At 38.5% G+C, this 13,860-nt stretch carries 10 protein-coding genes; 3 read left to right on the top strand and 7 right to left on the bottom strand.

The features are described 5' to 3' along the window. Positions 1-98 precede the first annotated feature (98 nt). Both ABD676_RS14450 and nagB read right to left on the bottom strand, forming a co-directional pair. Positions 99-2,513: a TonB-dependent siderophore receptor gene (locus ABD676_RS14450; protein ID WP_344675435.1), complete on the bottom strand. Its 2,415-nt coding sequence runs from the start codon at positions 2,511-2,513 to the stop codon at positions 99-101. Between the two features lie 172 nt (positions 2,514-2,685). Then, positions 2,686-4,605: a glucosamine-6-phosphate deaminase gene (gene nagB, locus ABD676_RS14445; protein WP_344675434.1), complete on the bottom strand. Its 1,920-nt coding sequence runs from the start codon at positions 4,603-4,605 to the stop codon at positions 2,686-2,688. A 264-nt stretch (positions 4,606-4,869) separates the two neighbouring features. Between nagB and ABD676_RS14440 the strand changes: the two genes are divergently transcribed. Then, on the top strand, positions 4,870-5,535 hold the full coding sequence (locus ABD676_RS14440; RefSeq protein ID WP_344675433.1) for a TlpA family protein disulfide reductase: 666 nt from the start codon (positions 4,870-4,872) through the stop codon (positions 5,533-5,535). 83 nt (positions 5,536-5,618) lie between these two features. Here ABD676_RS14440 and ABD676_RS14435 read toward each other — a convergent pair whose 3' ends face one another. Then, positions 5,619-6,437 (bottom strand): SMP-30/gluconolactonase/LRE family protein, encoded by an 819-nt coding sequence (locus tag ABD676_RS14435; RefSeq protein ID WP_344675432.1) that lies wholly within the window; start codon positions 6,435-6,437, stop codon positions 5,619-5,621. A 132-nt stretch (positions 6,438-6,569) separates the two neighbouring features. On the opposite strand from ABD676_RS14435, the gene uxaC reads away from it, so the two are divergent. Continuing rightward, on the top strand, positions 6,570-7,973 hold the full coding sequence (gene uxaC / locus ABD676_RS14430) for a glucuronate isomerase (protein ID WP_344675431.1): 1,404 nt from the start codon (positions 6,570-6,572) through the stop codon (positions 7,971-7,973). A gap of 10 nt (positions 7,974-7,983) precedes the next feature. Here the strand turns inward: uxaC and ABD676_RS14425 are convergent, their stop codons facing one another. The 4 genes from ABD676_RS14425 to ABD676_RS14410 all read right to left on the bottom strand — a co-directional run bounded on the left by ABD676_RS14425 (position 7,984) and on the right by ABD676_RS14410 (position 13,272). Further along, positions 7,984-8,571, bottom strand: coding sequence for an LOG family protein (locus ABD676_RS14425; protein WP_344675430.1), 588 nt, complete (start codon positions 8,569-8,571; stop codon positions 7,984-7,986). Positions 8,572-8,666: 95 nt separating this feature from the next. Continuing rightward, positions 8,667-11,087: a TonB-dependent receptor domain-containing protein gene (locus ABD676_RS14420; RefSeq protein ID WP_344675429.1), complete on the bottom strand. Its 2,421-nt coding sequence runs from the start codon at positions 11,085-11,087 to the stop codon at positions 8,667-8,669. A gap of 53 nt (positions 11,088-11,140) precedes the next feature. Beyond that, positions 11,141-12,913 carry a PspC domain-containing protein gene (locus ABD676_RS14415; RefSeq protein WP_344675428.1) on the bottom strand — a complete coding sequence of 591 codons (1,773 nt, stop codon included), beginning with the start codon at positions 12,911-12,913 and terminating at the stop codon, positions 11,141-11,143. A gap of 23 nt (positions 12,914-12,936) precedes the next feature. Beyond that, entirely contained in the window at positions 12,937-13,272 is a 336-nt protein-coding gene (locus ABD676_RS14410) for a PadR family transcriptional regulator (RefSeq protein WP_344675427.1), read from the bottom strand. 190 nt (positions 13,273-13,462) lie between these two features. Here ABD676_RS14410 and ABD676_RS14405 point away from each other — a divergent pair, with 190 nt between their 5' ends. After that, positions 13,463-13,849, top strand: coding sequence for a VanZ family protein (locus ABD676_RS14405; protein ID WP_344675426.1), 387 nt, complete (start codon positions 13,463-13,465; stop codon positions 13,847-13,849). Positions 13,850-13,860 lie beyond the last annotated feature (11 nt).

Below are 13,860 nucleotides of genomic sequence, written 5' to 3'. Positions count from 1 at the left end.
TTTTCCATAATAAAATGAAGACAGCTGCTTAAAAGAAAACAGCTGTCAAACAGATTACTAATTATATGATACTATTGAACTTAAAGAAAACCTTGAAATTAGAATTTATAGCTCAACGTAGTGGTGAATCCACGTGGTGGAATCGGATTCACGCTGTAGTTCTCATGAACATAATAATTGAAAGCATTACCTATGTTATTGACTTTTGCCATGATATTCCAGTTCTTATACGTGTAGCCAGCAGTGAAATCAAAGGTTGTGAAAGGATCAATTGGAATGATTCGATCTACTCCTTCTTTTTGGTTAACCTTGGTCGTATTCCATCCCGCATTTCTTTTTCCAGTATAGAATGCCGATACACCTAATTTAAGTCCTTTAGCGATATGGTCTGGAAGACTATAAAATAATGTAGCATTTCCAGTATGTGCTGTTGTTCCCACAAGGCGAATTCCTTCTACCACACCGTTTTCATTCGTCTCTAAATAGCGCATGAAATTATAGCTATACCCTGCCAACACATTAAATCCTTTGCCCAATTCACCTGCAACATCCAATTCAATACCATCAGATGCTGAAACACCAGTGAATTCTTTCATATTCGCATCTGCCACTTTTCCATCTGCTCCAATGATAGTCTGTGCGAAGTTATTATTTTGAATTCTATACCAGGTCAGGTTCGTCGATAAACGCCCTTGAAGGAAATCATTTTTAATACCTGCCTCATATTGATCAATAGAAGAAGGTGTCATGGGTAGGTAGTTAACATCGTAACCAGCATTAGAAACGAAATTATTACTGTAGCTCACATAGATGCTTGTAGAAACTAAAGGTTGATAGATCAAAGCAAATTTTGGAGACCATGCCTTGTCAATCTTATTCCCCATGTCTTCTTTATCTTTTCCAACATTCGGTGTTGTAGTCTCTGTATTTGTTTTATAATCATAAACCAAACCTCGACCTGTATTTTGATAAGTATATCGAACACCAAGCAATACTTTAAATTGATCGGTCACTGATACTAAATCCTGTACAAACGCACCAACACGAAAAATATCGGTACTTGTTCTTGTTTTTAAAGAGTCCAATGGCTTATCAGTGCGCATCCCTTCAGCATATGGATTGAATAGATCGATATTATCATAACTTGTACTCGGTTGAGAACCTCCCTTTGCATAAATATTAAATGCATAGTTCTTTACGTTAGATTCATCCGCATCTCCACCTACTAATATTTGGTGTTTCAGAAATCCAGTAGTAAGTTTCCCAGTCAAATTAATCTGTTGGTTATAGGTTAATTCATCCTGTTTAGTTCTATTTAAAGCTCGAGGTGCAATTCCTTGTGCATTAGCTTGAATACGTTCGGCACCATAATAATCTCTATTATATTGTTGGTAACTTGCTAAGACCTGCAATTTCCAGTCATCATTAAATTGATGTCCAAAATCTGCCTGCGCATTAGAAGAGTTTGTCTTGTTAAATGCCCAAGGCACATTAATAAAAGCATTACGACCAACTTCTTTTTGAATTTTACCTTCTACAGAACCGATACCAAAGTCAGGTGTAAAATCACTTTTTAGGTAGTCGAACATAACATTTAAGCTCGACTTATCATTCATTTGGTATAGCAAAGAAGGGTTAACATAGATACGTTTCGATTCCACTTCATCACGGAAGCTTTCTGCGTAAGAACCTGTTCCAATGATACGGAATGCTAATTTCTGAGAAATTGGTCCATAAACATCTACAATAGGTTTATACTGATTATAACTTCCAAAACGCATAGACACTTCACCTCCATTTTCAAACTTCGGTTTTTTCGTCACTAGGTTAAGCACAGCTCCTCCACTTACACCACCATACAATAAAGCAGCACTTCCCTTTAATATCTGTACAGACTCCAATGTACTCGCTTCAATAGAACCACCATTGTTCGTGCGAGCACCATTTTTGAAGATATTGTTAGTCCCTAAGCTATATCCGCGAGCATAGAAATTCTCATTAACACCTCCACGATTAGCTCCTAATGCTACTCCATTTGCATTTTTCAACGCATCACTCAATACATTGACCTGCTGATCAGAGATTACTTGACTATTAATTACTTGAACAGCTTGTGGCAAATCAAGATCGCGAACACCAGATTTACTTACCTCTAGTGAGCGGTGATTTACGGAGTTGTATCCTTTGACGTCAATCTGTTCGATTTGATGTTTTGATTCTTGTAGAATCTGGTTTTGGATGCTTGTTTCCAAACCATTGGGTTGAACCGTTAAATGATGTTTATGGAATCCTACTCCAGAGAAATCAAGGTTAAATTCACCAGGCTTGGCAATATACAGTTCAAAATATCCCTGTTCATTGGTCCTGGTTGCTTTTCCTTGGCCTCGAACACTAATGCCTTCTAGGAATTCTCCTTGTTTATTTAATACGACACCTTTAACGGTGGTTTGCGCTTGGGCTTCATGGTAGATAGCTGAAACACCCAATAGAAACAGTGCGATGGTTAGTCTCATTTTATTTGTACTAATTCTAAATAGATGCGCAAATGTAAATCTCAACCTGCAATGAAAAAATAAAGAATCCGACAAAAAGATTAATAATCCGAAATTTTTACAAAATATAGGCACAAAAAAAACCTCCATCATTCGACGGAGGTTTCATTCCTATATATTTAAACTTAATTGCTTAGAATTTCCAGCGAACGAATGCTTCAATAGCTTCATAGTTCGCAAGACCCAATTGGTGGTATAATCCTGCAGTTTCGCTAGTACGATCTTCTGCTCTAACCCAGAACTCTCTTGGATCATCACCAGGGAAAACTGGAAGATCCTTTTGAGATTGGTGTTTAAAGATCGCTAAACGCTTGCGTTTAACCTCTTGAGGAGAAAGCGGAACAGCCATTTCAATTTCATGAATTGGATATTCGTGCCATGCACCGCGGTATAACCACAACCAACAATCCTTAGTCCATTCATCCGTTTTACGAAGACGAATTAATGCTTCCAAAAGAATATCGAAACATACTTTATGGGTACCATGTGGGTCAGCAAAGTCACCAGCAGCAAATACTTGATGAGGTTTTACTTGACGCAATAGCTCCATTGTTTGTTGGATATCATCTTCGAAATCTACTTCTTTGGAGAATTTTCCACGATCGTAGAATGGAAGATCCATAAAATGGATATTTTCATCTGGAAGACCTACAAAACGAGCTCCTGCAATAGCTTCACCTTTACGGATTAAGCCTTTAATTGTACGAACGATTTCCGGATCTACCTGATTAGGTTTCTTGATTTTAAAGAATTCACGTGAATCATCATAGATTTTACGCGTAACACCATTATCATCCTCTACAGCAACAGCAAAATCTTGAACGAACTCCAAATAGCGTAATACATCATCGTCCCATACTGCAGTGTTTCCTGAGGTCTGGTAAGCCACATGAACATTGTGTCCTTGATCAGCTAAACGGATGAAAGTACCTCCCATAGAGATTACATCATCATCTGGGTGTGGAGATAAAAGAATAACATTCTTACGAGCAGGTTCAGCACGCTCAGGACGATTAGAATCATCTACACCTGGCTTACCACCTGGCCATCCTGTGATGGTACGTTGTAGCTCGTTGAAAATACGGATATTGATACTATAAGCAGGTCCTTGCTCAGTAATTAGCTGCGCCATACCATTATTATTATAGTCATCATCCGTAAGCTTCAAGATTGCTTTATCTAAGTGTAGGGATAACCAAACTACGGCCTTTTTAACCAAAGTAGCTTCCCATACCACATCGTGTGCTAACCAAGGAAGATTAAAACGTGTTAATGCAGAAGCAGCATCCTGATCTAGGATAAACTCTACATTATCAGACATCTGTAAATAAGTAGCAGGGATATCTGAAGATATTTCACCTTCAACTGCTTTCTTTACGATTTCTGCTTTTTTCTCATTCCAAGCCATTAGGACGATTTCCTTCGCTTTGAAGATAGTACCTACACCCATGGTAATCGCTTTGGTTGGTACATTTTCCTTACCACCGAAGTCGCGCGAAGCATCTCTACGAGTAAGGTCATCTAAGGTTACCAATCGCGTACCGGAGTTAGGTGCAGATCCTGGCTCATTGAAACCAATGTGACCAGTACGACCAATACCTAAAATCTGGATATCTAATCCTCCTAAGCTAGAAATCTTTTGCTCATAGGCCATACAATATGCTTGTACATCCTCTGACGCTAATGTTCCATCTGGAATATTGATGTTTTCTTTTGGGATGTCAATGTGGTCGAACAAGTTTTTGTTCATGAAAACCACATAACTCTGCTCTGCAGTAGGCTGCATTGGATAGTATTCATCCAAGTTAAAGGTAACCACATTGTTGAAGCTTAATCCTTCTTCATTGTGCATTCTTACCAATTCCTTGTAAACTTTTACTGGTGTAGCACCAGTAGCCAAACCAAGTACTGCCTTTTCCCCTTTTGCTTGCTTGTCTGTAATGATCTTAGCAATGCGTTGAGCAACTTGAATAGAAGCTTCACCCTGAGTCGGGTATACCGTGACTGGTACCTTCTCAAACCGGGTTTCCTCTAATAAATTTAATCTTGCCATTTAAATTGAAAAATACCTTAGTGAGTTTCAAATTTAATAATTTATTAGACCTTGTATGCAAAAAATGCAATAAGTTTTTCAATATTGTTGTAAAGATATAGTTGTACAACCTATTTTCACTTAAAAATCCCTAATCTGAATGCATAATGCCTATTTGATTGGTATGCATTAATTATCGAATTCGGACAAAATGTTATTATTTTTACATAGAATAAGGAAAGTCTCCCTATGATATTAGTAAATTTGAGCATATAAATAAGTTCAATGAAAAAATTATGGTTACTATTTTTGCTGATCCCAAGCTTGGTATTTGCACAAAGTAAGGAAGAGATGATGGCACAAGTGAAAGCGAATCCTAAAGATGTAAACTCTTTGCGCTTAATTCAGAAAATTGGAGGATATGATCCCAATTATAAGGAATTGAATGATCTCTATAAAAAATTAGATAAGAAAGTTCGTAAAACGAATGATGGTCTTCTATTCGATCGTTATTTAAAGGCCTTGAAGAACACCCAGATCGGTAAAAAAGCGCCAAGTATTACGCAATTGGATCTTGCCGGTGAACCTTATGCGCTATCGGATTTAAAGGGTAAATACGTGCTTATTGACTTTTGGGCTTCTTGGTGTCCAGATTGCCGCAAGCAAAGCCCTAGCCTCGTTAAAACCTATGCTACGTTCAAGGACAAGAACTTTGAAATCCTTGGTGTATCCTTTGACCGCGACTATGAACCATGGGCTAAAGCTGTAAAAGATGATAATCTGACTTGGAAACACGTTTCTGATTTACAGAATTGGAATAATGCGGCAGGTCAAACCTATGGGGTAAAAGCTATTCCGCAGAATGTATTAATTGATCCACAAGGAATAATTGTCGCTAGAAACCTTCATGGAGATGCTTTAAATGCAAAATTAACCGAATTATTAAAGTAGCTGAAAGCACAGCGATATCTCGATATAAATAAAATCGGGGCATTGAAATCTTAATTTCAATGCCCCGATTCTTTATCCTTTACTTAGTCTAAGCGATAAGCAATTACCGAATTATTTAAGAAGGTCGGTACATAAAGAATTCTTTCTTTAGCATTATAACCTAAATCGGCAGTATTCATTTTTCCTTCTACATCCAACAATAGGCTGATTTTACCATCAGCGGTAATGTGATAGATCAGTCCGCCCCAGCAAGTCACTAAAAAGCTGCCATCACCAACAGGCTCTAAGCCATCTCCTCCTAATTTAAGTCCTTTAGCAATTACCGTTTTTTGTTTATTATTTATCTTCCAAAGCTCTGGTCCTGCTAAAGCATATAAACTTCCATCAATAATTTTAAGGCCATTAACATTAGGAACTTCACTCATGTATAAGCTTGGTTTACTATTTTGAATCAGGTGAATCTTTCCTTGACGCGTATCCGAAACAAATACCTTCCCAAAAGAATCCACTGTTACATCATTTAAAAATACAGCCCCTTCAATCTTGATCTGATTGATCACATTCCCAGTAATGATGTCAATCACAACAACCTCATTGATATCGGCAACATATAATAAATCTTTATACAAGGCCATTCCTTTGGGTGCATTTAATCCTTCAACCCAAGTGGCATTCTTCATACTGCCGTCCAAATTTAAAATGGCAATACCTCCCTTGCCATCTGCGGCCGTACCTTCACCATCAATTAAAGAAACAAAAAGTTCATTCCGCTCCGGAACATACAGGACTGACTCAGGAACAGGAAGTTGCTCTTTAGACTCCCAAAGTTGATTGAGCTTCTGCTGACCATATGATAATAGGGAGCCAAGAGTCAAGGATATGATTAATAGCAATGTTTTCATTATTAAAATGTTAATTTTCACTAATTTACTAAAATATTTAAACAATTTAAGCTAAGATTAAGCTAATTATCAATTTGAATTCATTATTTTCATGCCCGAAATTAACCACGTATATTCTTACAAAAGTATTTTATGAAAGCTTTTCTTGACGAAAACTTCTTATTACAACATGCCATTGCAGAAGAACTCTATCATACCTATGCCAAGGACCTTCCGATCATAGATTACCACAACCATCTACCTCCAGATCAGGTTGCCGGAAACTATCAATTCGAAAATATCACCAAGGCATGGTTACAAGGGGATCACTATAAATGGCGAGCAATGCGCGCTAATGGTGTGAATGAACAATTCATTACAGGTTCTGCCGCTGACCATGAAAAATTCAGCAAATGGGCAGAAACAGTTCCCTACACCATGAGGAATCCACTATACCATTGGACACATCTCGAACTTCAACGCTATTTTGATATTCATGATTTATTAAACCCTGATTCTGCAGAAGCAATTTATGCGGAAGCCAATGAGAAAATAAAATCTCCGGAATATGCTGTTCATGGTTTATTAAACAAAATGAAGGTAGAAACTATCTGTACAACGGATGATCCTGTAGACAGCTTAGTTTATCATCAACAGTTTGCAAAACAAGATGTAGGGTTTAAAATGTATCCGGCTTTTCGTCCAGACAAGGCGATGAGTCCTGAGCATACCAAAAACTACAATGCTTATGTTGACCAATTGGCCGAGGTGAGCAACCAGGAAATACAAAACTTTCAAGAATTCTTAGATGCTTTAAAAGGCAGGCATGATTTCTTTGCAGAGCAAGGCTGTTGTATCTCGGACCATGGCTTAAGCCACTTCTTCGCAGAAGATTATACGGACCAAGAAATTGCACAGATATTCCTGAAAGTCCGTGGAGGATCTGATTTATTACAATCCGAAATCGACAAGTTCAAATCAGCGATGTTGGTTCATTTTTCCTGTTGGGATCATGAAAAAGGGTGGGTACAACAATTTCATGTGGGTGCATTCCGCAATACCAACCAATGGGCTTACCAAGAATTAGGACCTGATACGGGATTTGACAGTATTGGTGATTTTAAACAAGGCACTAAAATGGCCAAGTTCTTTGGCCGAATGGCTGACCGTCAGAAATTGGGAAAAACCATCATTTACAACTTGAACCCTATGGACAATGAACTTTTTGCATCCATGACAGGAAATTTCAATGATGGAAATATTGCCGGTAAAATGCAGTTCGGTTCAGGCTGGTGGTATAATGACCAGAAAGATGGTATGACCAGACAGATTACCGCCCTTTCCAATATTGGTCTTTTAAGCCGTTTTGTGGGTATGCTTACAGATTCCCGAAGCTTCTTGTCCTTTCCAAGACATGAATATTTCCGAAGATTGCTTTGCAATATCTTTGCAGAAGATATTAAAAATGGCGAATTACCACACGATATGCCTTGGATAGGCAAATTAATCCAAGACATCTGTTATTATAATGCAAAATCTTATTTCCCCTTTCGCTAAGAATGGGGAATTAGGATTGCTCTAGGTTGAGCCACTTAGGAACAGCTGGAGCTTCGTAAGCTTCCATTTTATCAATAAGCTCGTGTATGTCATTAGCGAACAAGAGCATTTGTTGATTCTCTTTCTTAAGAAGCCCTGTTTTTACCATATGCTCAATAAATAAGATCAGGTGATCATAGAACCCATCTACGTTGAGTAAACCAATGGGTTTTTGGTGTAATCCTAATTGACCCCAGGTAAGCATCTCAAAAAGCTCTTCCATAGTACCGAAACCTCCCGGCAGAGCAATAACACCATCACATAGCAAATTCATCTTCGCCTTTCGCTCATGCATGGTATCCACTTCCATTAATTGCGTGATATCTCGGTGACCAATCTCCTTACTGTTCAAGAATTTGGGAATAACACCATATACCTCACCATAATTAGCCATGACGCTATCCGCAATAGCTCCCATTAAACCTACTCTTCCACCACCATATACCAAGTTAATTTCGCGCGAAACCAGCGCTTCACCAACCATTCTTGCAGATTCCATAAAGATTGACTCATGCCCTGGACTGGATGCACAAAAAACAACCACTTGCTTTAATTTCATGTCGCAATTTAAGGTTTTCTGATAAAAAAGATGGCCGCAAGTGGGGAACTTACGACCAAAACTTAACTAAACATTGAAACAATGAACTTTACCTATTAATTAGCCCTATTCGTCTCCTCGGTATTGGTATCCCGTTTCCGGAATTGCTGCTTGAGGTTCCCAAACTTATAGGTATAGGTCAATCGAACGGTTTGATTATCATTATACTGACTAATCGTCGATTGGAATTCGTTATAATCTGTCGTTATCTTGGTTCTGCTGCTACGGAATACATCCGTCACTGCCAATTTCAAGGAACTACGTTGATCTTTGAAAGTGTAATTCATGCCGGCATCTAAATTCACCCTTGCCTGAATTTTATAAACATTGTATAAAAATGGTGTATTACCATTGATCGTCATTTCTGCTGAAAACGATGGACTAATCTTGAAGTTGTGCATGCTACTTCCTTGAACGAAGAAAGAGCCTAAATCTGCATAGTGACCAGCGATAGGTCCTTTAAAGTGCATGTATATACCCGTGATGTTATTGTTCATCGTCCAGAATTTTCCAATTCGGAATGGCGCATTGATGTTGATATAGCTGGTACTTGTCTTCGCCAGGTTATCACGTGTAATCCAGGTCTCATTTGTAATGCTATCCTGTCCCATACTCTCCACCATCGCATCGTTGGTCAAATCTGTACCTAAGGTGAAGTTGAACATCTGTCTGTAGGTATAGGTCAAGGTCATTCCATGCGTGTACTGTGGTTTGATATATGGATTTCCCTCTTGGAAAGTCAATTTATCGATGTAGTAACGGAATGGATTTAGATAGCGATAATTCGGACGCGTAACCTTTTTCGCATAGCCTAAATTAAAGATGTGATTTGGGCTCGCATTATAGCTTACATTAGCCGATGGGAAATAATCAAAATAATCGCGGTTCACAACCTTATCTTTGGTTACTGAGTTACCTTCAGAGATGGTATACTCACCACGCAATCCTGCTTTCAATCCCCATTTACCAATGGAGGTGCTGTAATCCAAATAGGCTGCAGCAATCTGTTCGGTATAGATGAATAAGTTGGAACGATTTGAAATATCTACCCAATTACCTGCCCGATTTAAGGAGTCGAATTGAAGGTTATTGTCCGAATTCACATAGGAATACTTAACACCAGATTCAAATTTTCCCTTTTTCATCTGCTTCAACCAATCCAATTTTGCCACATAGATATCGATATCCGTTGGCATAGCACTGCGCTCTTGTTGTTCAGGATAATGCAATGTACCGTCAGGACGCTCTGTTCTATAGATATAATGATTGTCATTTGCTGTTTTAAACATACTCCAATCGGCATCAAAAACAAGTTTACTGCCCAAGGTATCCAACTTATATTCATTATTAAAGTTGGTGGAATAACGGTTGAATGGCGCATGGCTAACGGACGACGAATTCAGTATAGAATCTACCATATTAGCAGATAACATAATGTTTGTCAAACTTTTATTTTCACTATCTTCCACACTATTGTTACCTGTAAATTGAAGTAACATGGTGTTCTTTAGCGAAGTTTTTTGCTCAACTCCAACTTTGTAATTATGGCTTTTTTCGCGTTCAACTAAATAGGCATCCTGATCGAAACGAGTAACTTGGTTAGCATTTCTAATATCACGATCCAACAATAAATCAATTTGGCGTTTATTATCCGTGTAAGCATAAGAACCGAAAACGGTTGTATTGTTCTTTTTATAATTTAAGCTCAAGCTAGAGTTCCCACGGAAATGCTTACCCATTCCGGCACTTGCCAAAAAGGTACCATTAAAACCTTCCAAGTTATTCTTTTTCATGACGATGTTGATCGTTCCTACTGCGCCTTCAGCATCATCTTTAGCAGAACGGGTAGTACTTACTTCTACACTTTTTATTTGTGCTCCATCTGTAGACTTCAAGAAAGTAGCCAATTGCTCTCCGGTCATAAAGGTTTGCCGACCATCAATAGTCACATTTACCCCCTGCTGACCCATCAGCTGTAGATTATCATCTTTATCGACACTGACGCCTGGTGCACGCTTAATGACTTCCAAGGCATTATTTCCAGCAGCTACGGAAGAGTTTTCTACATTTAAAATCAGCTTCCCATCTTTACTTTGAACCATTGGCACTTGACCGCGCACGGTCACCGCTTCAATGGCCTGACTAGCAGTCGTCAACTGAATAGTTGGAACCTCTACAGTTTTATCCCCCAATTCAAATACAGCTGAATTTGCCGTATTAAATCCTACAGAACTTACCTGTATAAAATAGCTCCCTTTTGGTGCTTTTAATATGCTGTACTCACCATTTTCGTCGGTGACAGCTGTTTTCAATAAAACCTTAGAAGTCGATGCCATCAGATACACCGAAGCCGAAGCTACTGGTTGATTTTGCTGATTGACAACTTTGCCCTTGACATCTGCATCTTGGTTTCCTGCGAATGATTGACTAATTAGCCCCGTTAGTAAGACAATCATAAGCGCAATTATTCTTCCCATGGTAGTGTTTAGTTAAATGTTATTTTATTTGGTTAGGTACTATTTATCGTTTTTTATGCTTCGCTCTCATCAGAAGACGCTTCTTCTTCTGAATTGGTTGCTTCAGCCTCCTTTTTATTTTTCTTCTTTTCTGCTTTCTCCGCTTTCTTTAATTCTTTTTCAGCCTCTTTTAATGCCTTCTCATCCGCCTCCAACTTATCTTCTTCCAGTTTTCTAACACATTTTAACCCATCTTTCGTCATCAACCATTCCGAATACTTCTGCTCTGGATCTCTAGAACAATCCCAAAGCGAACCATTTTGAAATTTGTTCTCTAAAGCTCTGTTTACAGTGACTTTTGAACCTATTGGAAGATAAACGACCATCGAAACTCGCTGGTCACGGTAAACTGGTTTTGAATTGATTGAGAAATGACTGTCGAAAATAATGGATTCAGGCGTTTGGTTTACCCCATAGCGAATCTGTGAAGCATAATCAGAAGCTTCCCCATAGGTCTTGCCATTCGCAATATAATTGTACGCTAAATATGGTGCCTTAAGCGAGTCAATAGCTTCAAAACGAATTCTTACATCCGAACGAATCTCTTCCATAATATTCTTACCATCATAGGTAATATCGAATTTCTTTCCTTTGAAATTTTCATCTGAAGTCTTGATGACACGAACATCATTTTCCTCAAATACATAGCTATCCCTCTTTTCCAAAGGTTTTTCCACAGAAATCGTACTTTCCTCACGGAAATCCTGTTGAGTTACAACCACAAAATAGAAGATTGTAATGATGGAGGCAATCCAAATCGCCAACATGGACATATTCACATAATTGTTGCTCGACTTAGCCTTAAATAAGATGCGCAACATCAAGAAGAATAAAGCCAAGAATGGAATTCCTACTGCCAATGTTCCTGCAGTCAAGGCAAAGAATGCCGAGCTACTATCCAACATTTCTAATGGTGGAAAGAAAATTTCATTTCGGTAGCCAATGAGGTTTAATATGTTCATGACATACACGAAAAACAGTCCGATTACGGTAAGCCCGGAAACGATAAGGGTAATGACAGCCATTATTTTTCCGATTATCGAGAATACACTTCCTAAAACATCCCCTACCGAACGAACGCCTCGATTAATATGCTCGCCGGTCCCAGAAAAATTTTCACGCAATCCCTTCATCTCCTCATCAAAAGATTTTTTGAAATTGTGCAGGTTGGCTTGCTCACCACGCATAGCTAATTTATCAGCTCGAGTAAGTGCCTTTGGCATAACGGCCCATAGTACAAAGTACAATAGCACACCGGAACCTCCAAACAGAAAGAATAACACAAAAATGACCCTTACCCATTTGGAATCTATATTAAAGTACTGCCCCAGACCACTACATACACCCCCTAGAATCTTATCATCCATATCGCGCATCAAGCGTTTTGACATGGTATAATCCGCAAAATTAGACTCTGTATAAGTCGACTCCTCAGTCGTTTGTCCTTCAGCTGTTTTCTCCGTATTATTTTCCTCCGCGTCAACTGTTGCAGTCCCCTCTGCTTTCAGCTCATCCGCAAATTCATTCTCAAAATCACTTACACGACCCATCTGTGCAATAACCTCCGAGACATCAAGGATATTGATAACCTCTTTGCGACCGCTGTGGATACGCTCAGAAAACATCTCGGCAATTCGGTTTTCTATATCTTCCAAGATCTCGCGGCTATCCTCAGATTTCCCAAAGTGACGCTTGATCTCGATCATATATGATCGTAAATTCTCGTACGCATCCTCCTCAATGTGGAATACGATGCTGTTTATGTTTATTATAATCGTTTTATTCATGACAATATTAGTTAGTTTAATGGTTAAATTTCTCGGTTGGCTATGGATATCTCAACGGCAAATACCAGTTCCTTCCAGGTCACATCCAACCTACGTAGTACTTCTAGCCCTTCCGCTGTAATCTGATAATATTTCCTAGGTGGTCCCGAAGTAGACTCTTGCCAACTATAACTTAATAAGCCATTATTCTTCAATCTTGTTAATAGTGGGTATAGCGTCCCTTCAACCACCAACAGCTCCGCTTTCTTCAGCTCGCTGATAATGTCTGAGGCATATATTTCTCCCCGAGAAATTATGGAAAGGATACAGTACTCCAGTATCCCCTTCCTCATTTGGGTTTGTGTATTTTCTGCTATCATAACTATACAAAGATATATCCTTTAGATGGTACTTTGCAATACATAGTACTATAATAATCTCAATATCTATTGTAACACACTGATTTTCAGCTGTAAAATTTTTTATTGGTTATGTTAACTTAAATGGAAAACAGTAAAAATTAGCCGAATTGTTTTTTATTATCAGATAATAATGCGACTTTTAAGGACAATGAACTGGATTATCAATTACGCTTGGGCAATCTTATGGGCGGTTATCATGATGATACTTCTATTATTGCCACCCGATGATTTACCATCAGGAAATTTTTTCGAAGGATTTGACAAACTTGTACATACGGGTTCTTTCTACTTACTAACTACATTGGTACTTTTCGGTCGGGTTATAGATACCAAAAGAAGAGCTACAAAATGGCGTACTTTTACCATCGCATTTATTACCGCAACTGTTTTTGCTTTCGGAACTGAAGGAGCGCAAATGTATTTTACCAATAATCGCCAGGCCGATTGGTGGGATATTTTTGCGGACTATGTAGGCATAGGTATGGCTCTATTTAGTTATTTGTTATTATATAACAGAAGGGCAAAATACGACTAAGTCGTCTCTTA

Origin of the sequence: Sphingobacterium kyonggiense (assembly GCF_039536825.1) — a bacterium.
GTDB lineage: Bacteria > Bacteroidota > Bacteroidia > Sphingobacteriales > Sphingobacteriaceae > Sphingobacterium > Sphingobacterium kyonggiense.
Note: the sequence above shows the minus strand (reverse complement) of the source record. Positions and strands in the feature narration are given on the sequence as shown.

Excerpts from the sequence above, each read along its gene's own strand:
- ABD676_RS14435 (WP_344675432.1), bottom strand. The coding sequence starts at position 6,437 with ATGAAAACATTGCTATTAATCATATCCTTGACTCTTGGCTCCCTATTA.
- ABD676_RS14415 (WP_344675428.1), bottom strand. The coding sequence starts at position 12,913 with ATGAATAAAACGATTATAATAAACATAAACAGCATCGTATTCCACATT.
- nagB (WP_344675434.1), bottom strand. The coding sequence starts at position 4,605 with ATGGCAAGATTAAATTTATTAGAGGAAACCCGGTTTGAGAAGGTACCA.
- ABD676_RS14405 (WP_344675426.1), top strand. The coding sequence starts at position 13,463 with ATGAACTGGATTATCAATTACGCTTGGGCAATCTTATGGGCGGTTATC.
- uxaC (WP_344675431.1), top strand. The coding sequence starts at position 6,570 with ATGAAAGCTTTTCTTGACGAAAACTTCTTATTACAACATGCCATTGCA.
- ABD676_RS14425 (WP_344675430.1), bottom strand. The coding sequence starts at position 8,571 with ATGAAATTAAAGCAAGTGGTTGTTTTTTGTGCATCCAGTCCAGGGCAT.
- ABD676_RS14440 (WP_344675433.1), top strand. The coding sequence starts at position 4,870 with ATGAAAAAATTATGGTTACTATTTTTGCTGATCCCAAGCTTGGTATTT.
- ABD676_RS14450 (WP_344675435.1), bottom strand. The coding sequence starts at position 2,513 with ATGAGACTAACCATCGCACTGTTTCTATTGGGTGTTTCAGCTATCTAC.
- ABD676_RS14410 (WP_344675427.1), bottom strand. The coding sequence starts at position 13,272 with ATGATAGCAGAAAATACACAAACCCAAATGAGGAAGGGGATACTGGAG.
- ABD676_RS14420 (WP_344675429.1), bottom strand. The coding sequence starts at position 11,087 with ATGGGAAGAATAATTGCGCTTATGATTGTCTTACTAACGGGGCTAATT.